Origin of the sequence: Gillisella vitis, from assembly GCF_021559775.1 — a bacterium.
Classification (GTDB): Bacteria; Pseudomonadota; Alphaproteobacteria; order Rhizobiales; family Rhizobiaceae; genus Allorhizobium; species Allorhizobium ampelinum.
On the sequence record NZ_CP056047.1, the window covers coordinates 2,128,536 to 2,147,101 of the forward strand.

At 58.2% G+C, this 18,566-nt stretch carries 14 protein-coding genes; 6 read left to right on the forward strand and 8 right to left on the reverse strand.

The annotated features are described in order from the left end of the window. Nucleotides 1-100 precede the first annotated feature (100 nt). Entirely contained in the window at nt 101-1,006 is a 906-nt protein-coding gene (locus AVCG78_RS10030) for a LysR family transcriptional regulator ArgP (RefSeq protein ID WP_071203604.1), read from the reverse strand. 86 nt (nt 1,007-1,092) lie between these two features. Here AVCG78_RS10030 and AVCG78_RS10035 point away from each other — a divergent pair, with 86 nt between their 5' ends. Beyond that, nucleotides 1,093-1,698: a LysE/ArgO family amino acid transporter gene (locus AVCG78_RS10035; RefSeq protein WP_071203602.1), complete on the forward strand. Its 606-nt coding sequence runs from the start codon at nt 1,093-1,095 to the stop codon at nt 1,696-1,698. Nucleotides 1,699-1,701: 3 nt separating this feature from the next. On the opposite strand, the gene AVCG78_RS10040 is transcribed toward AVCG78_RS10035, so the two are convergent. After that, nucleotides 1,702-2,805, reverse strand: a complete 1,104-nt coding sequence (locus AVCG78_RS10040; RefSeq protein WP_071584904.1) for a DUF930 domain-containing protein — start codon at nt 2,803-2,805, stop codon at nt 1,702-1,704. Nucleotides 2,806-2,966: 161 nt separating this feature from the next. Between AVCG78_RS10040 and AVCG78_RS10045 the strand changes: the two genes are divergently transcribed. Next, nucleotides 2,967-4,115 (forward strand): amidohydrolase, encoded by a 1,149-nt coding sequence (locus AVCG78_RS10045; protein WP_174089690.1) that lies wholly within the window; start codon nt 2,967-2,969, stop codon nt 4,113-4,115. A gap of 166 nt (nt 4,116-4,281) precedes the next feature. Here AVCG78_RS10045 and AVCG78_RS10050 read toward each other — a convergent pair whose 3' ends face one another. Continuing rightward, nucleotides 4,282-6,288: a toll/interleukin-1 receptor domain-containing protein gene (locus AVCG78_RS10050; RefSeq protein WP_174089691.1), complete on the reverse strand. Its 2,007-nt coding sequence runs from the start codon at nt 6,286-6,288 to the stop codon at nt 4,282-4,284. Nucleotides 6,289-6,439: 151 nt separating this feature from the next. Then, complete coding sequence (locus AVCG78_RS10055; protein WP_071204854.1) at nt 6,440-6,757, reverse strand: hypothetical protein; 318 nt, start codon at nt 6,755-6,757, stop codon at nt 6,440-6,442. A gap of 637 nt (nt 6,758-7,394) precedes the next feature. On the opposite strand from AVCG78_RS10055, the gene AVCG78_RS10060 reads away from it, so the two are divergent. Next, nucleotides 7,395-7,562, forward strand: coding sequence for a hypothetical protein (locus tag AVCG78_RS10060; RefSeq protein ID WP_156582862.1), 168 nt, complete (start codon nt 7,395-7,397; stop codon nt 7,560-7,562). Between the two features lie 278 nt (nt 7,563-7,840). Here AVCG78_RS10060 and rpoD read toward each other — a convergent pair whose 3' ends face one another. Further along, entirely contained in the window at nt 7,841-9,886 is a 2,046-nt protein-coding gene (rpoD, locus tag AVCG78_RS10065; protein ID WP_015916648.1) for an RNA polymerase sigma factor RpoD, read from the reverse strand. Nucleotides 9,887-10,572: 686 nt separating this feature from the next. Further along, nucleotides 10,573-12,609: a DNA primase gene (dnaG, locus tag AVCG78_RS10070; protein ID WP_071204856.1), complete on the reverse strand. Its 2,037-nt coding sequence runs from the start codon at nt 12,607-12,609 to the stop codon at nt 10,573-10,575. Nucleotides 12,610-12,858: 249 nt separating this feature from the next. Between dnaG and AVCG78_RS10075 the strand changes: the two genes are divergently transcribed. Next, on the forward strand, nt 12,859-13,491 hold the full coding sequence (locus AVCG78_RS10075; RefSeq protein ID WP_234665056.1) for a biotin transporter BioY: 633 nt from the start codon (nt 12,859-12,861) through the stop codon (nt 13,489-13,491). Further along, a complete protein-coding gene (bioB, locus tag AVCG78_RS10080) occupies nt 13,488-14,474 on the forward strand; it encodes a biotin synthase BioB (RefSeq protein WP_071204521.1) in 987 nt (328 codons plus the stop codon). Before AVCG78_RS10075 ends, bioB begins: the two co-directional genes overlap by 4 nt. 92 nt (nt 14,475-14,566) lie before the next feature. Here bioB and AVCG78_RS10085 read toward each other — a convergent pair whose 3' ends face one another. Continuing rightward, on the reverse strand, nt 14,567-15,022 hold the full coding sequence (locus AVCG78_RS10085) for a GatB/YqeY domain-containing protein (protein WP_071204522.1): 456 nt from the start codon (nt 15,020-15,022) through the stop codon (nt 14,567-14,569). 337 nt (nt 15,023-15,359) lie between these two features. Here AVCG78_RS10085 and carA point away from each other — a divergent pair, with 337 nt between their 5' ends. Continuing rightward, on the forward strand, nt 15,360-16,580 hold the full coding sequence (gene carA / locus AVCG78_RS10090) for a glutamine-hydrolyzing carbamoyl-phosphate synthase small subunit (RefSeq protein ID WP_071204523.1): 1,221 nt from the start codon (nt 15,360-15,362) through the stop codon (nt 16,578-16,580). 359 nt (nt 16,581-16,939) lie between these two features. Here the strand turns inward: carA and AVCG78_RS10095 are convergent, their stop codons facing one another. Next, on the reverse strand, nt 16,940-18,337 hold the full coding sequence (locus AVCG78_RS10095) for an MATE family efflux transporter (RefSeq protein ID WP_071204548.1): 1,398 nt from the start codon (nt 18,335-18,337) through the stop codon (nt 16,940-16,942). Nucleotides 18,338-18,566: the final 229 nt, after the last annotated feature.

Below are 18,566 nucleotides of genomic sequence, written 5' to 3' on the forward strand. Positions count from 1 at the left end.
CAGCTATCGACGCGAGGCAACAATATGAGGGAAAACTTAACAACAAAGCGTTGTACCATCCATCTCTACGCCCCAAATATACTTTGTGGTGAATGCAGTCTTACCGCATTGATGGAAGTTTACGCGCCATGGGCAGCAAGCATTGGCGTGCTGCGGCAAGGACGCTTGCCGTTAGCGGATCGAGCGCCCGGCCCAGCGCCCTGCTCCAATGCCAATAAAGCGGCACGGCAAGCGGTTGATCCGGCCTCAGATCCACCAGCACGCCCTCGGCGATCAAAGCCGCCACCGAAACCGCCGGGTTCATGCCCCAGCCCAGCCCCAGACGCGACGCGTCGATAAAAGCCTGGCTGGAGGGCAGCCAATGGCAAGGGGGTGACAGGCGGCATCCGGCCACCTGCTCCATCCAGGCGGTTTGCAATCCATCCTTAGCGTTGAAAGTTAGGCAAGGGGCGACAGCCAGAGCCTCAGCGGTGACGCCCTGGGGAAACCATCGCGCCGCGAAATCCGGGCTGGCCGTGGCGCGGTAAGTCAGCAAACCAAGCGGTCGGCAATCGCAGCCCTGAACGGGCGCGGCAAGCGAGGTCACCGCCGCCCGCACCTCACCGCGCCGCAGCCAATCGGCACTGTGGTCCTGATCGTCAAGCACCAGATCGAACAACAGGCCCTCCACCGCAGCCATGGCTGGCACGAACCATGTCGCGAGACTATCGGCATTGACCGCCAGCCGCACCGTTACCTGGGCCGCCTGCGCAAGACCGAGATCACCGATCACCTCGCGCTCCAGCAAGGCCACTTCCTCGGCATGGCGGCACAGCCGCGCCCCCGCCGAGGTCGGCAAGCAAGGTTGGCCACGAATGATCAGTGCCGTGCCTGATCGCTCCTCCAGCAGCTTGATGCGCTGCGAGATCGCCGATTGCGTTACCCCTAATTGCCGGGCGGCTTTTTCGAAACTGCCGCTGCGCAGCACAGCCACCAGCGCCGATAAATGCTCACCATCAAATGCCATTAGAAATTCTTATGCCTGATTATATTTGTTAATTTTTCTAATGAATTCATTTGCATTAGTCAAAGGGCGGCAACCTGGAGACCCCTATGCAAACCGCCTATTTTTCCGGCCTGTTTCTTGGCCTGAGCCTGATTGTCGCCATTGGGGCGCAAAACGCCTTCCTGCTGCGCCAGGGCTTGCGGCGCGAGCATGTCTTTATCCTCTGCCTGACCTGCGCCGCCTCTGATGCCTTGCTGATCGTGCTTGGCATTTCCGCGCTGGCGACAGTAACCGCACTTCTGCCCGCTTTTGAGCCGGTGCTGCGCTATGGTGGCGCGGCGTTTCTTCTGGCCTATAGCGCCCGGCATGCCTTCGCTGCGCTGAAAACCGAAAGCGGCCTCGCGCCCGGCGAGGCAAAGCCCAGCACGCTCACCGCCAGCCTTGCCACCTGCCTCGCCCTCACCTTTCTCAACCCGCATGTCTATCTGGATACGGTGCTGCTGATTGGCTCGATTTCCAGCCGGTTTGCGGATCACAAGACAGCCTTCGGCCTTGGCGCGGTTTCGGCATCCTTCCTGTTTTTCTTCTCGCTTGGCTATGGCGCACGGCTATTGGTGCCGGTATTTGCGCGGCCCGTCTCCTGGCGCATTCTGGATGCAATCATCGCCGTGGTCATGGCCTGGATCGCCATCGGGCTGATCCGGCATTCGTAAGCGTCAATTCACCGGAAAACGCCGCGCCTGCCACTGGCTTTTCGGCACGGCGGCTCCGAGTGAATAGCTGAAGCTGGTGATTGCAAGGGTCTTGGCATCCGTTTCGCAATGATAGCCGATATCATACCATTGTCCCCGGCTGCGGAAAGCAGCACCCGATACATCCATCAACCGAGCGGTAACGGTCTGTCGCGTCGTCGGAGATCCCGCAATCACATCCGGAACCGCGCCGGGCACGGCGCGGCGGACCTGTTCCAGCATTTCGATGCTGCAAATCTGCACGATCCGGCGTTCCGGCGGCAGCGTGCCGAGGGCTTGGCGCACCCGCGGATCGGACAGCGTTGCCTTGGAATAAATCCGTTTGGCGGGCTTCAACGCGGCAACCGGTCCGGCTTTCTTGTCTGCCACAACAGGCGAAGGCAAGGCCTCCGGCTTCTGCTGCGGCTTCGTTGCACTCTCCTCGTCCAGCGCAAAGCGTTGCTCCGTCACCAGCCCGCCGCCCGGCTTTTCCACCTTGTCCGGCGTCGGCAATTGTCCGGCCAGCCCGGCATCCGGCGGCGTCACATCTTTAGGCAGCGCGGGCGGCTGCGGCGGCTCAGTCTTTTGTGGATCACCTACGGCAGACTTGTCTGGCCCGGCCTTCGGGGCATCGGGGGGTGGTGACTGAGTTTGCGCTGCCGGTTCCTCGGCAGGCGGTGGCACAGGGGGCGCATCCTCCTTCGGGGCCTCCTCGTCCTTCGGGGCTGATTCCAGGGCTTGCGGCTTATCCTCAGCAGGCTTTGGCGGCTCCTGCTGTGGCGCAGGTGCAGGCGGTTTGGCCTCCTGCTTTTCTTCTGGCTTCTTCTCTTCTGGCTTGGGCGCAGCGGCGGCAGGTGCCGGGGCTTCCTTTGGCTTGGCCTCCGGCTTCAACTCCAGCTGCAATTGCTTTTCCGGTTTTGGCTTTTCAGGTTGAGGCTTTTCCTCTGGCGGCGGCTCAATGGAAACCGACACGACCTCTTCCTTCGGCGCATCAGGCGCCGGGGCAGGCCAATGGGCCAGGAATGCCAGAACCAGAAGCCCATGCAGCAGCACCGAGGCGGTGATGCCCCAGACAAAGCGCTTATGCATCGGTTGCGGCTTTTCCTGCATTGCCCGATCCATACACGGGGCTGCCGCCCGCCGCAAACCCGCAAGCCGCGTTTCGACACTTTCAGACCGACACGATACTTTCAGACAGACACAAGGGCGTGCTAACAGACGCATGTCAGCCACGCCATTGCGGAGCCACCATGTTCCTCAGCCCTACCGATCTGCACGCACTCACCGCCATCCGCCACGAGCTTCATCGCTATCCGGAAGTCTCCGGTGAGGAACAAGAGACTGCCCGTCGGATCGTCGAGGCACTGACGCCGTTCAACCCAGCCCGCATCCTGACCGGGCTTGGCGGCCATGGCGTAGCGGCGGTGTTTTCGGGTGCGGCACCCGGCCCGACCCTGCTGTTCCGCTCCGAACTCGACGCCCTGCCGATTACGGAAAAAAACCGCTTGCCCTATGGATCCACAATCCCGGGAAAAGGCCATCTCTGCGGCCATGACGGCCATTCCACCATTCTGCTGGCCCTGGCACTTGGCCTGTCGCGCCAGCCGCCTGCCACAGGCCGCGTTGTGCTGCTGTTTCAGCCTGCCGAGGAAAATGGGGCTGGTGCCGCCGCTGTGCTGGCCGATCCGCGCTTTGCTGAGATTGCGCCGGATCTGGCCTTTTCCCTGCACAATCTGCCGGGTCTTCCACTCGGCCATGTGGCGCTGAAGGCAGGCCCGGTCAATTGCGCCTCACGCGGGCTGAAAATCACGCTGACCGGCAAGACCGCCCATGCCTCGCAGCCCGAAACCGGCCTGTCGCCGATGCAGGCGATCAGCAGCCTGATGCCAGCCCTGACCGCCCTCTCCCACAGCGCCCCACCCGCCCCCGACTTCCGCCTCGCCACCGTGACCCACGCACAACTCGGCGAACCCGCCTTCGGCATCGCGCCCGGCGACGGCGAAATCTGGGTGACACTGCGAACCTTGACCGATGAGGGCATGGACGGGCTTTGCAGCCAAGCCGAAGCCCTCGCCCACGCAACCGCCGCACAACACCGCCTTGGCCTGACCCTCACCTATCACGACATCTTCCTGCACTGCGAAAACGCCCCGCAAGCCGTCACCGCCCTCACCACCGCCCTCGATGCCGAAGGCATTTCCCACGACGCCCGCGCCCTGCCCATGCGCGCCTCCGAAGACTTCGGCCGCTTCCGCACCATCTGCCCCACCGCCATGTTCTTCCTCGGCGCGGGCGAGACACACCCGGCGTTGCACAACCCGGATTATGACTTTCCGGATGTGTTGATTGAGGTTGGCGCGAGGGTGTTTATGCGGGTGGTGCGGGGGAGATTGGGGTGATTGGCCGCAAGGCAACCGTCAATGATGGCTTCGTTGATCTCTTCGATGGAGAGAACGCGACCGTTGGTTTCGCCTTTGAGTAAGCCCTGGAGGCGGTGGAATGATTTCGAGTGGACCTCGGCAACGGCGTTGTCTTCACTTTGCAGATTATCTGCCATCATCAAGCTCACAGGATAAGTGACAAAAATTTAGCGATTGCTTCGCGCAAAGCGGCAATGGCTGCCTGCCCCTGGGGAGTAGTGGCAAGAGTCGTCATACTGCCCACAGCCGCCAACATCCGCTCCCAAAAGCCCAATTGACTCAGCACAAAACGCCGTTTCGGCGTTATGACATTCCCTTTGCCTGCATCTTCACTCAAGTTCGGAGGTAAACTGCTTACATCTTTTGCAATTTGAACCTGCCCTTGAACAACCCTTTCTAAATCCGGAGTGACCTTACCGATAGTCTTCAGCTCTTCAACTGCATCCGCAACGCTCTGAACAGGCTGTATAAGATCGTCACCACTTGCCTCATCCTCGTTAATTTCCGCTTCCGCATAGGTCAGCTCCCGCTCGCCTGAGCGCGGAAAATGACAAAGGAATTTTGAGTGACAGGCAAAAAACGACTCGAAATGCTCATTGACGCCGCTACCCCAAAATTCAAAATCGGCTGACTCAAATTCCTTCGTCAGGGCCGCGACCAGCATTCCCAAAAAACCAATAGCCGGCTTTGCTCCGCGTTCTTCTAAATGTCCGCGATAACCTCGCAAAGTTGGCGCAATGGTTTTGGGGCTATTCTCTGGCAGAGATTCTATAATAATGGTGCACAGCCCGCGCAAATTTGTCGGCAGGTCCGGAAAGTCTAGAGAATTGACGGCCAAATCGTATTTGGCATTGGGCGTCACATCAATCTTGCCATCCGCAGTCACGGCCACGTCCGGGCTGACAATATCTGCAAGTTTCTGCTTCAACTGATCGGGCGTAACCACCTCAACCACATGGCGAATGGCATCCAAGACTGCCTTTCGGCGAGCATCCTGTTTTAAGCCAATCAATGAGCTATAAACAATTTGCCGCTGAAGCTTATTCAGTTCGGTTGGCTCCAACAGAAAGGAAACCAGTTTTCGCCGTTTGCCGATGGGGTCCATAGCGTAAATAGCGGCCCATTCTGCGCGGCAATGGTCCGACGCAACATAGTCCGGTGACAGCAGCGCAATAGCCCTTGCCCCTCGTTCCAAGCCCTCCTGCATCTCAATGACAAAGTTTGAACCGACGGGAAAATCTTTGAATTGGGCTATGGTCGAGTATCCGGCATCCTCAAGGTAACCGTTGATCTCGCGGGCATAAGCCACGTTTTTGGTGGAGTAGCTGATGAAAAAATCAACGTTTTTAGAAACATCTTCCCCCACAGAGGAAGAAAAGAGCAATGAAACGCCTTCTGAAATCTGCGCTTTTTGAGTTGCACCAAGACGCAACGCAATTTCTTCTATCACCACAGCAGGATCGCGACTCCAAAATTCATCATCCAAAAAATCGGGATAGGAGAAGCGGGCTTTCTGTTCTCCTAAAGCCCCCCATAAAGTTCCCGAATTGCAAGCAACATCAAACCACTGTCTTACTAAAATCCAATGTTCACCCAATTTTTGCAATGTTTTTTGGGCATGAATCCACGTAGTCCATGTTGTAATAGGCGGACTACCAGACCTCCAAATGGATGTTACAATAAGATCTCTTGCCAAATTTTGTGTCAAAAAATTGCAATCAGCTTGCACCTCGAACCAGAACTGTTCACCAGATGAACTGTAAGCGACTTCGGACTGCCGGATTGAGGCAATAGCTGCCTTTAAAACGCGCCTGATACCGAGAGGTATATTTGCCAAACCAATAGAAGAAGCCGATTTTTCATTTGAATTGAATGACGATTTTATAGCAGCCATTTCATTTGGGTGCTCCGGATAGCGCAGTAATTGCCACCCCACAAATGCAGCTCGAAAAATCCGTAAAAGGCCTACTTGAATATCATTCAAATGTACTGTTGAAAATAGTGGTTCAACAGCTGCAATAGCACTTGGATAGTTTCTCATTGCTGCTCTGTGAGCAATGACTTGCGCCTCTTCAACGGGCCGCGTCCTCAGATAAGCCTCAAGCTTCTCCGAACTATCAATCTCATCAATCGTCGGCACCCATTCCACCATCACAACCCCTGCGCTTGGCCCCGACATAACCATGCACAACCGGACCTTAGCCAACAAGGCAAAGTTGCTCCAACCATCATTCGCTCCCCGTTTTCCACCGCAAAGCAAATGCAATAGTAAGTGTCGCCCCGGAACTAACCGCCCTGCACCGCTAAGAATGCTCGGAACGCTCCCAGTATTCCAGCAATTTGCCGCTGTCGGCTCTTGTGACAGGCAGGAAAATCGGGTCGGTGTGGGGGTTGCCGGTGCCGTGGCTGTAGATTTGCACGGTCTGGTCGTCCTGGCGGATGACGGTGTAGGTCAGTTCGGTGTTTTTATCTGCCTCTCTGCGTCGCAGGCGGTAGCGGAGCAGCAGCGCCAGGACAGCCAGAAACACGCCCGGTGGGATCAGCAGCCAGAGGGCCTTGATCGCATCCGGTGAGGCGCGGAAGGTGGCGAGAAGGTCAGCCCAGATATCGTAAGTCTCCATTGCGGCGCTCCCTGTGAACAACACGAGCGATCACCGGAGGGTTTTGCCCTCTGGTGATCGGGGAGTTGGAAAGCCGGTAAAGACGACCGCCCCGACCTTTAAGCCGAAGCTCTGGACATACGCCGAGACCTCCCCGACCATAGAGAATGGTAAAGAGCGAACCGTATAGACACAGTCCACCCCTCAGCCACAAACCTATGGCTGAGGGGTGTCTTTATAACGACCGACACAGGCCGTTGTGTAAGGGGTTTCCACGCCCCAAGATCGGCGCGTTACAACCGATCTCACCCGATGTTTAGCGCATAAAGGGTGGTAATTGGAAGTGGGGCAGATCGGATTTTATTGCCCCGGAATGAGGGCGTTGATGCAGCTAGATCAGACCCTTACCGCACGGATCTGCTGCACTAATTTTTGATAAAACATACCCGCACAGCGCGATTTTTCCACAACAGCAATTTTTTGCGCTGCATTATGCACAATCGGTAAAATTATCCTTTTTCAAATCAGAATTTTCTCACAGGTGTACAAGATATTGGCCCGCGCCGGGCAAGCCCGGTTATTCTGCCGGGGCGATGACGGCCTCGCTGTCAACCGGACGACGCCAAATGATACGGAAAAGGCCGGTCAGGAGAACAAAATGACATCTGCATCCGCCATAGCAGCCAGCATCCCACCAGCACCCTCGCGGACGGGATATTTGATTGCCGCGAACCCCGCGCCGCCCATTGCAAAACCCACCGTGCTCACCTCATCCGCCGCAAGCATTCCCTCTACCATTGCCGCTCTATCCGTCCGCGATACGTGAGCAGCGAGAGTTTGCAGGTTCATGTTGAACCACAGGACACGGCGCGGACGTTTTGATATGCCGCTTACCCCCCTCTGCCTTGCCAGGCATCTCCCCCTCAAGGGGGGGAGATCGGATAGGCATAGCCTCTTATGGTTCCCGATAGAGCGTGATTGCCGATGCGTTGGCAGTGATAATGTGACGCGAAAGTCCTAATCCGGGAGAAGAGACACTGATAATTCTGGCCACAAAAAACCGGCGTTTCCGCCGGGTTTTCAACTCTTGTCTCTTCGCTAACCTTAGCTATCCAGGAAGCTGCGCAGTTTGCGCGAGCGGCTCGGATGCTTGAGCTTGCGCAGGGCCTTGGCTTCGATCTGGCGGATACGTTCGCGGGTGACCGAGAACTGTTGGCCAACTTCTTCCAGCGTGTGGTCGGTGTTCATGCCGATGCCGAAGCGCATGCGCAGCACGCGCTCTTCGCGTGGTGTCAGCGAGGCCAGCACGCGAGTGGTGGTTTCGCGCAGGTTGGCCTGGATGGCGGCGTCGATGGGCAGCAGCGCGTTCTTGTCCTCGATGAAGTCGCCGAGATGCGAATCTTCCTCGTCGCCCACAGGGGTTTCGAGCGAGATCGGCTCCTTGGCGATTTTCAGCACCTTGCGGACTTTTTCGAGCGGCATGGCCAGCTTTTCAGCCAGTTCTTCCGGGGTCGGTTCGCGGCCAATTTCGTGCAGCATCTGGCGCGAGGTCCGAACGATCTTGTTGATCGTTTCGATCATATGCACCGGAATACGGATCGTGCGGGCCTGGTCGGCAATCGAACGGGTGATTGCCTGCCTAATCCACCACGTCGCATAGGTGGAGAACTTGTAGCCGCGCCGGTATTCGAACTTATCCACCGCCTTCATCAGGCCGATATTGCCTTCCTGGATCAGGTCGAGGAATTGCAGGCCGCGATTGGTGTATTTCTTGGCAATCGAAATAACCAGACGCAGATTGGCCTCGACCATTTCCTTCTTGGCGATGCGGGCTTCGCGCTCGCCCTTCTGCACCATGGAGACGATGCGGCGGAATTCGGCGATGGAAATGCCGGTTTCGGTCGCCAGATTCTGGATTTCCTGACGGATTTCCCGGATAGTGTTGTTTTCCTCGCGGGCGAAATCCTTCCAGCCGCGGGCAGCAAGATTGCCGACCGACTTCATCCAGTTGGGATCGAGTTCCGCGCCCTGATATTGCTCCAGGAAGCTGTCGCGCTTGACGCCGTAGCTTTCAGCCAGCCGCAACAGGCGGCCTTCGTTCTGCATCAGGCGCTTGGAAATGTCGTAGAGCTGCTCGACAAGGCTGTCGATCCGGTTCTGGTTCAGCGACAGCGATTTGACCGCCGTGATCAGCTGATCCTTCAGCTCCTTGTAGCGCCGCTCCTGGCCTGATGACAGCGTGCCGGCACAGGCCAGGCGCGCTTCCACCTGCTGGTCCTGCAACTTGCGCAGCTTCTTATAGGTATCGGCGATCAGGTCGAGGGTTTCCATGACCTGGGGCCGCAGCTCGGCTTCCATGGCGGCCAGCGAAAGATTGGACTCGTCTTCGTCCTCTTCCTCTTCTTCCGGCATCTGCATGTCGCCGCCGACATTGGTGATGTCGTCTTCGCTGGAGCGGACCCGGCGGGTCTTTTCCTTTTCCTCGGCAGCCTTGCGGTCCGCCTCGATTTTTTCCGGGCTCTGGAATTGCGGCGCGGCCTTGGCCTCTGGACCGGAATAGGTGGTCTCAAGGTCAATGATTTCGCGCAGCAGCGTTGTGCCTTCGTTCAGCTCATCGCGCCAGATAATCAGCGCCTGGAAGGTCAGCGGGCTCTCACAGAGACCGGCGATCATCGTTTCGCGGCCAGCCTCGATGCGCTTGGCAATGGCGATTTCGCCTTCGCGCGACAGCAACTCCACCGAGCCCATTTCGCGCAGATACATGCGCACCGGGTCGTCCGTGCGGTCGGTCGGCTCTTTCTTCTTGGCTGTGGCAACAGCGGTATTGCCAGCAGGCGCCAGTTCGCCGCCTTCGCTTTCGGCTTCTTCGTCGTTATCGCTTTCTTCGGCCGCCGGATCTTCGGCGTCCTCGTCCTCGACGACGTTGATGCCCATGTCGGAAAGCATCGCCATGGTGTCTTCGATCTGCTCCGAGGTCACTTCCTCAGACGGCAGAACCGAATTCAGCTCATCCATAGTGACGTAGCCGCGCTTCTTGGCGGCCTTGATCATTTTCTTGACCGCGTCATCCGAAAGATCGAGAAGCGGACCGTCGGTCGCGCCATCGCGCTCGTTCTCGGCTTCTTCGTTTTCCTTGACCTTGGTTGCCATGTATCTCGTCGCTTTCCCTGACGCTTCAATTTTCCGCAGTGCTGTCACGCGCCAGATGGGGCATAGCCTTGCACCGACCACTACGAATCACTGGTTATGACCTACAGCGCCATGCGCGGACCATACGCACGAAACACGCTGTAAAACCTTAAATGTGCAGCACAACTTCTCAAACCAGATGAGGCCGAAGAAAAACCATGCCTTAGATGCGAAACATTCCGTCAGCCTTGGTGCTTTCCTGAAGGAAATGGCACGTTGACCAAGCAATGTCTAATTCCCGGTTGACCACCACGGTTCCCGTCGATTGCGGTATAACTACACAAACAGGCGACGAAGCCCGCCAGCATAGACCCGGCGCAACCTGCGTCACCTTGTTTTTTCGTTTGACCGTGATTCCCACAATTTATCGATACGTCAAGCCTTTTAAAGCGATTGTGCCTGTTGATATCGCGAAAAAACCATTCATCTCGCTCTACGCTCCTTATCCAAACGCCTCCACACGCGCCACAAGTGGCAGGGAGCCATTTAATCGCCACGTCATTAACCTGTCCTTTGGGAACATCCTTTCGGGACAGGCACGGCCTCGATCTCAGGAACTTCACCCGGTTTGAACTGAAATCTAGGCACTCACGCCGCCGATACAAGGGGCGCGGTTGGTATCTGCCATAACAAAGCTTGCAAAACCGTTATGAATTGTGACCATAAGCCGGTCCCTTGACGCGGCCCGACATCACGCCAAAGCCATCGATGATCGCTTCCTGGTTCTCCATCCGAACGATTTCCAGCTGCACTTCCTGCAAAACCGACATCAGTCCATCGATCCGCCCGGCATCATCAGCCTCGGTGGCTTCGGCAATCTCGCGTTCCAGCTCGATGCGCTGGCGGCGCAGCGCCTTGGCACGCTTATGCAGGGACAGCGCCTGGGTATAGCCCTCGCGGGCATCTTCCAGGGCCGCAACAGTGGTTGCCGTCCACAGTCTGGCATTGCGGATCTGCTGGTCCAGCGCCTTCAACAGCGCATCGAAACCAGCAGACATCAACCGCTCATATAGATCCTCGCGGGTCAGTTGCGCCCCGGTTTGCGCAACAGCGGTCAGCACCGCCGGCCAAAGCCGTTGCAGATCACGGCTGTCGAAATCGATGCAGGAAATCTCGTCATAATCCTCCTGCAACAATTGCGGATGATTGACGATGGTCAACGCCAACACGCTTTCGCGCAGGCTGGGCTGGTCGTGGCTGCGACTGACCATGCCCGACCGCGTCAGCCGGTCGGAGGCAACCGTGCTGCCGGGACGCTGGCCACCGGGCGCGCCGCGACCACCCGCATTGTTTTGAAACCGGCCATTGCCGGGCCGGTTGCCGGTAAAGCCACCACCACCACGCTCGAAATTGCCGCGCCCGGCACGGCCAGCGCCCTGCCCCTGCCCCCGCCCCTGGAAGAACCCATAGAGCCGGTCCCTGACATTCTGCTGATAGTGGCGGCGCACATTCTCATCGGCAATGATATTGACAATCTGCTTTAACCGCGCCTCAAGCTCGGCGCGCTGCTCGGGCGTGTCAAAGCGGCCATGGCCGGTCTCGCGCAGCCAGACCATTTCATCCAGAGAGCGGGCCTCGGCCAACACTCGGTCGAAGGGCGCGCGGCCATCCTGCTTGACCAGATCGTCAGGGTCCTTGCCATCCGGCAGCATGGCAAAGCGGACGCTCTTGCCGGGCTTCAGATGCGGCAGCGCAAGATCGACAGCGCGAAACGCCGCCCGCTGCCCGGCACCGTCGCCATCGAAACACAGGACCGGCTGCGGCGTCATTTTCCACATCAGCTCCAGCTGGTTTTCGGTGAGCGCCGTGCCCAGCGGGGCCACCGCATTTTCAACACCCGCCTGATAGAGCGCGATCACATCCATATAGCCTTCGACGGCAATGATCGTCTCCGCTCCATCGGCGCCCTGAAGCGTCCGCCGGGCGCGGGAGAAATTATAGAGGACATTGCCCTTGTGAAACAGTTCCGTCTCATTGGAATTGAGATATTTGGCTGGCGCATCCGGCGACATCGCCCGTCCGCCAAACGCAATCACCTTGTCGCGGGAAGACAGAATCGGAAACATGATCCGGTCGCGGAAACGGTCATAGGATACCGGAATATCCGGCCCATGCACCACCAGCCCGCAGGCCTCGATCTGCTCCTTCGGCACACCTTTTCCGGCCAGATGTTCCTTCAGCGCATTGCGGCTTTCCGGCGCATAGCCCAGCCGGAAAGTCTCGATGGTGCGGCCCGACAGACCGCGCTCCCGCAGGTAGGCCCGCGCCTTGGCGCCCTGAGCCGCTTGCAACTGATCCTGGAAGAACAGGGTGGCCATTTCCATGACGTCCTGAAGGCCAGTGCGCTCGCGGTCACGCTCTATATCGCGCACATCCACCTTGGGCATGGCGATACCGGCCATGTCGGCAATCCGCTCGACGGCTTCTGGAAAGTTCAAGCCTTCCAGATCGGTCAGAAAGCGAAAGTGATCGCCGGACACACCGCAGCCGAAGCAATGATAACGGCCCTTGCGATCCTCACAGTGAAAGCTCGGGCTTTTTTCACCATGAAACGGGCAGCAAGCCCAGTAATCGCCGCGCGACACGTTGGTTTTCTTGCGATCCCACGGCACGCGCGCGCCAATCACGGCCGAAATCGGCACGCGGTCGCGGATCTCGTCGAGAAAGTCGTTTGAAAAGCGCATTGGGCAACCTTGAGGAATGATCTGGTTATATAGGAGGTATGAAAGACAAGCGCCACGGCTTTCATGGAATGTACCCGCTATTCACATGTGCTTCCCCCTTTGTGCCTCCCAAGCTCCAGCGTCTCCAATCCCTTTCCGGCATTTCGCCCATCATAAGGGCACATCCCATTCGACAATGAGGGAAATCACCGGGCCTCAAAAAGAGACAATGGCTCCCGAGGAGCGAGTGTCGGGATTGACATTAAGCCCATGCCCGATATTTTATCGATAATTTTTCAAAATAGACAAAAAATTGGAGACGACATGAAAATTTCCCTTCTTTCCCGAACCAATAAGAATAAATTTTCAATTTTTATCGATAAAATACTAGTTGTGTCAGCCGGTGTGCTGCTGATGACCTTGGCTGCCAAAGTGCAAATCCCCTTCTGGCCGGTCCCAATGACACTGCATACCTTTGCGGTGATGGCGTTCGCGCTGATGCTTGGGCCGCAGATGTCGCTGACCATTTTCACGACCTACCTGGCAGCCGGTGCTGTTGGTGCGCCAGTGTTTTCCGGCTCCCCGGAACGCGGCATCGGCCTTGCCTATATGATGGGGCCAACCGGCGGTTATCTTGCCGGATACTGGCTTGCGGCGTGGCTCACCGGTATGATCGGCCATGGACGCGGGCTGGCGATGCACCTTGTTGCCAGTTTTGCCGGTCTGGCATTGGTCTATGCCGCAGGTCTCGTCTGGCTTGCGTTCTTCGTTCCTGCCGCAACACTGCTGACCGTTGGGCTCCTGCCCTTTCTGGGTGGTGACCTGGTGAAATGTGTTCTTGCGGCGCTGATCGCCAGCCAGTGGCCATCAAAGGCAAAACGCCAGCAGGAGACGGAGCAATGAGTGGGGCTGCGGGCGAAATTCGCAACGACTGGAGCGTGGAAGAGATCGTCACCCTTCACAATCTGCCCCTTCTGGAATTGATCGGCCATGCCAACGCTGTCCATGGCCGTCACCACGACCCGAATTCCGTGCAGAAGGCAAGCTTGCTGTCGATCAAGACCGGCGGCTGCCCGGAAGACTGCGCCTATTGCCCGCAATCGGCCCATCACCTGGAGGTGAAGCTGACAAAGGATCGCCTCATGCAGCCAGACAGCGTGCTGGCGCTTGCAAAACGTGCAAGGGATGCCGGTGCCGAGCGCTTCTGCATGGGAGCCGCATGGCGTCAGGTGCGCGATGGCAAGGAGTTTGACGCCGTACTGACCATGGTGCGCGGCGTTCGCGATCTCGGCATGGAAGCCTGCGTGACACTCGGCATGCTGGAAAAACACCAGGCTGAGAAACTGGCCGAGGCTGGACTAACGGCTTACAACCATAATCTGGACACCAGCCCGGAATTTTATGGCGAGATCATCACCACCCGCAGCTATGCAGACCGGCTGGAAACCCTGTCCATCGTCCGCTCTTTCGGCATCGACCTCTGTTGCGGCGGCATTATCGGCATGGGCGAAACCATCCGCGATCGTGCCTCGATGCTCCAGGTGCTGGCATCCATGCACCCGCATCCCGAAAGCGTCCCGATCAATGCGCTGGTGCCTGTGGAGGGGACGCCGCTTGCCGCCATGCCGCGGATCGATCCGCTGGAACTGGTGCGCATGGTGGCGACGGCGAGGATTGTCATGCCGAGATCCACGGTCCGTCTGTCGGCCGGGCGCTCGACATTAAACCGGGAAGCGCAAATCCTCTGCCTGGTTTCCGGTGCCAACTCGGTCTTCTACGGTGATACGCTGCTAACCACGCCCAATGCCGGAATAGGTGAGGACGAGGCGCTGTTTGCCGCCATCGGCGCATTGCCACACGAAGCTGTGCCACTCGCCGCAGAATAAAGAAAAGGGGAAGCCGCTATAGAAATAAGGCGCAGTAGCGACTTGTTGTGCGCCATCCATGGCGCACAACGCTGTATGCGGAGGCTTCAGCCTTACTTCGTCAGCAATTCCTTCACCAAGCCGGACGCCTTGGCGAAATCCATCTGACCGGCATAGCGTTCTTTCAAAGCGGCCATCACCTTGCCCATGTCGCGCACGCCTTCGGCGCTGATTTCGGTGATAATGCCGGAAATCGCTTCGCGGACTTTGGCGTCATCCATCTGCTCGGGCATGAAGCCCTTGATGATCGCCACTTCCTCGCGCTCCTGGGCGGCAAGCTCGGGGCGGGCATTGTCTTCGTAAATCTTCGCCGACTCCTCACGCTGCTTCACCAGCTTGGCCATCAGCTGGAGGATGTCGTCGTCGCTGGCCTCATCCTTGCCCTCGCCGCGATTGGCGATGTCGCGGTCCTTGATGGCCGATTGCACCAGGCGGATGGTGGAAAGCCGGCGGCTATCCTTGGCTTTCATCGCTTCCTTCAGCGCAGTCGTCAGATCCTCGCGTAGCATGTCTTCATCTCCTTGGGTGACTGTGGAGCCCCTGGCCGCCGTTCAAATAGCACCGTGGCTCGCTTCAGGCGTGGTGATACCTCTCCTGGAGGCTCCGCGCAATGCGAGCGCCTTTCAAGACTTCAAGGGAAAACACCTCTTTTACCTGAGGAACAATTGACCCGGCCCACGCTTCTCGTCTATGTACCATCGCCTGCACAGACATCGACATCAGGTTCCCGCACGCGCATCTTTTGCTGCGCGAGGAGCCTTGGCACACTTAGATACTGGCACACACAGATAGCCACGCGCCGCCGGTTTGCATCGGCCGGGGCAAGCGGCTGGAAAAGGAACGGATATGACCGCAACATCGCCATTGCCCACCGCAGCCTGGACAACAACCAAGCCGACAGCACTTCTGGTTCTGGCCGATGGCACCGTCATCGAAGGTCAGGGCGTCGGCGCCACCGGCGATGTTCAGGCCGAGGTGTGCTTCAACACCGCGCTGACCGGCTATGAGGAAATCCTCACCGATCCCTCCTATCTCGGCCAGATCGTTACCTTCACCTTTCCCCATATCGGCAATGTCGGTACCAATGAGGAAGACATTGAAGACCTGACGCCCGCCGCCCGCCACGGCGCGGTCGGGGTGATCTTCAAGGCCGATATTACCGAGCCATCCAATTTCCGCGCCACCAAGCACCTGGATACCTGGTTGAAGGCACGCGGCATGATCGGCCTGTCCGGCGTCGATACACGAGCGCTGACCGCCTGGATTCGTGAAAACGGTGCGCCGAACGCCGTCATCGCCCATGACCCGAACGGCAATTTCGACATCGAAGCGCTGAAGGCCAAGGCCAAGGCCTGGAGCGGGCTGGAAGGTCTCGACCTTGCCAAGGTCGCCTCCTCCGGTCAGTCCTCGACCTGGGGCGAAAAGCCCTGGGTGTGGAATGAAGGCTTTTCTGAACTGGCTGACAAGGATGCCGATTATCACGTCGTCTGCGTGGATTTCGGCGTGAAGCGCAATATCCTGCGGCTGTTCACCGGCCTGAAATGTAAGGTCACCGTTGTGCCCGCCAATACCAGCGCCGAAGATATCCTGGCGCTGTCGCCGGATGGCATCTTCCTCTCCAACGGCCCTGGTGATCCGGCGGCAACCGGCGAATATGCCGTGCCGGTCATCAAGGAATTGATCAACACCGGCATCCCGTTGTTCGGTATTTGCCTTGGCCATCAGATGCTAGGTCTGGCGCTGGGTGCCAAGACTGAGAAGATGCATCAGGGCCATCACGGCGCCAACCATCCGGTTAAGGATTTCACCACCGGCAAGGTGGAGATCGTCTCGATGAACCACGGCTTCGCGGTGGATTCGAAGTCCCTGCCGGAAGGCGTTGAAGAGACTCATATTTCGCTGTTCGACAACACAAATTGCGGCCTGCGCCTGACCGGCAAGCCGGTGTTTTCTGTCCAGCACCACCCGGAAGCCTCGCCCGGCCCGCAAGACAGCCACTACCTGTTCCGCCGCTTCATCAACATGGTGCGCGAGAAGAAGGGCGAACCAGCTTTAGCCGAGCGCTGAACCACAGATAATAGCCGATGAAAAACATAAGCCGACCAATCACTTGGTCGGCTTATTTGATTCTCATGCAAAACATACGACACGAGCGTTTTCGTGTGCCGCATACCCCCCTCTGTCCTGCCGGACATCTCCCCCTCAGGGAGGGAGATCGGACAGACGTAACCGCCCGTTTCAACGGATAAAGTTGCGATTTCCGATATCTTCGAAGCGTAAAAGTGACATGAAAAGCCAACCCCTTGCCGATCTCCCCCCTTGAGGGGGAGATGCCTGGCAAGGCAGAGGGGGGCCCCCGGATCAAAACCTTTGCCTCGTGTACTGTGATTTTCGTGCCGAGCCTTATGATACGGGTAGAACGGGCTTTACCGGCTCATCATCCGCATTTCGTGGCGCAGGCGCAGCCAGAACCGCAGCCCCATCATCACGGCGGCGCTGGAAAGCCCGATCAGGAAACCGAACCAGACGCCAAGGCCGCCCATCCCCAGGGGAAACGCCATGAACCAGGCCAGCCCAAAGCCAATTGGCCAATAGGAAATCAGCGCCAGAACCATCGGCACGCTGGCATCCTTCAGGCCGCGCAGCAGCCCGGTGGCAACCGCCTGCATGCCATCGACCAGCTGGAAAATACCGGCGACCACCACCAGCGGCGCTGCATAATCCAACACCGCCGCCGCATCGCCGCGGCCACGGTCGAGGAACATTCCGCTCAATTCATTGGAGAAAAAGAAGAACAGCAACCCGCCGATCACCGAGATCAGGGCCGCCATGCAGACAACGGTAATAGAGGCCCGCACCACATCGGTAAAATCACCGCGTCCGTGGGCAACGCCGATCCGCACGGTGGCGGCCTGCGCCAGCCCCAGCGGGATCATGAAAGCGATGGAGGCCAATTGCAGGGCAATCCCGTGCGCGGCCAGCTCAATCGTGCCAATGCTGCCCATCAACAGGGAAGCTGCCGTAAACAGGCTGACTTCAGCCAGCACCGTCACACCAATCGGCAGGCCGAGCTTGATCACATCGCGCAGCGCATCCCAATCGGGCCGCCAGAAGCGCACAAACAATTCGTATTTCCGGGTGACGCTGTTGAAATGCAGATAGAGACCCATGGTGATCATGGCGAAGACATTGACCGAAACCGCCACCCAGGCAGCCCCCAGAATGCCGAAAGCCGGAAAGCCGAAATGGCCAAGCACAATGCAGTAAGCCAGGGCGGCATTCAGCACCAACGTGGCGATGGTGATATAGAGGACGATCTGCGCCCGCCCGATGGCGCTGACCAGCGCCCGCATCACCGCAAACATCAGCGCCACTGGCAGGCTCAGCCACATGATGCGAATATAGCTTGAGGCGAGCTCGACCACCTGCGGCACCTGCCCCAGGGCCAGCAGCACATCACGCGAGTAATGGAAGAGCGGCCAGGTCACCACGCTATAGGCCAGCGACACCCACAGACCCATGCGAATGGAGCGACGTGCCAGGCGTACATCGCCCTTGCCATAGGCATTGGCCACCATCGGCATGACCGCGATGGAAAAGCCGGAACCGAAAATGAACACCGTGAAGAAAAATTGCCCGGCCAGCACCAAAGCCGCCAGCGACTCGGCTCCGAGACGGCCGACAATCACCACATCGGTCGTGTGGATCGCCAGCTGCGCCAGTTGCGCCCCCGCCAGGGGAATGCCCAGCGCCAGCGTGGCGCGAACATGGCTAAGCCAACTTTCAATGGGCGCGCCAAGGCGCTGGGACGAGGCATAAGTCATGAGAACTTCCAAAACGAAAAAAAGCCGCTTCCAGTCTGGCTGGACGAGCGGCGGGATTTCAGCATCGTATACCGGACATGGCGCATACAGGTCAGCTGCAATGCATATTTTCTTCTCAACCGACGTTTTTCTGCTCAACCGACGGCGGCGTGAGGAAATAATATGCAAGTGCCTCGGTACGTCAAAGCCGTGACGTTTTCAAGACACAAGCAGATGCTTCAGAAAAACT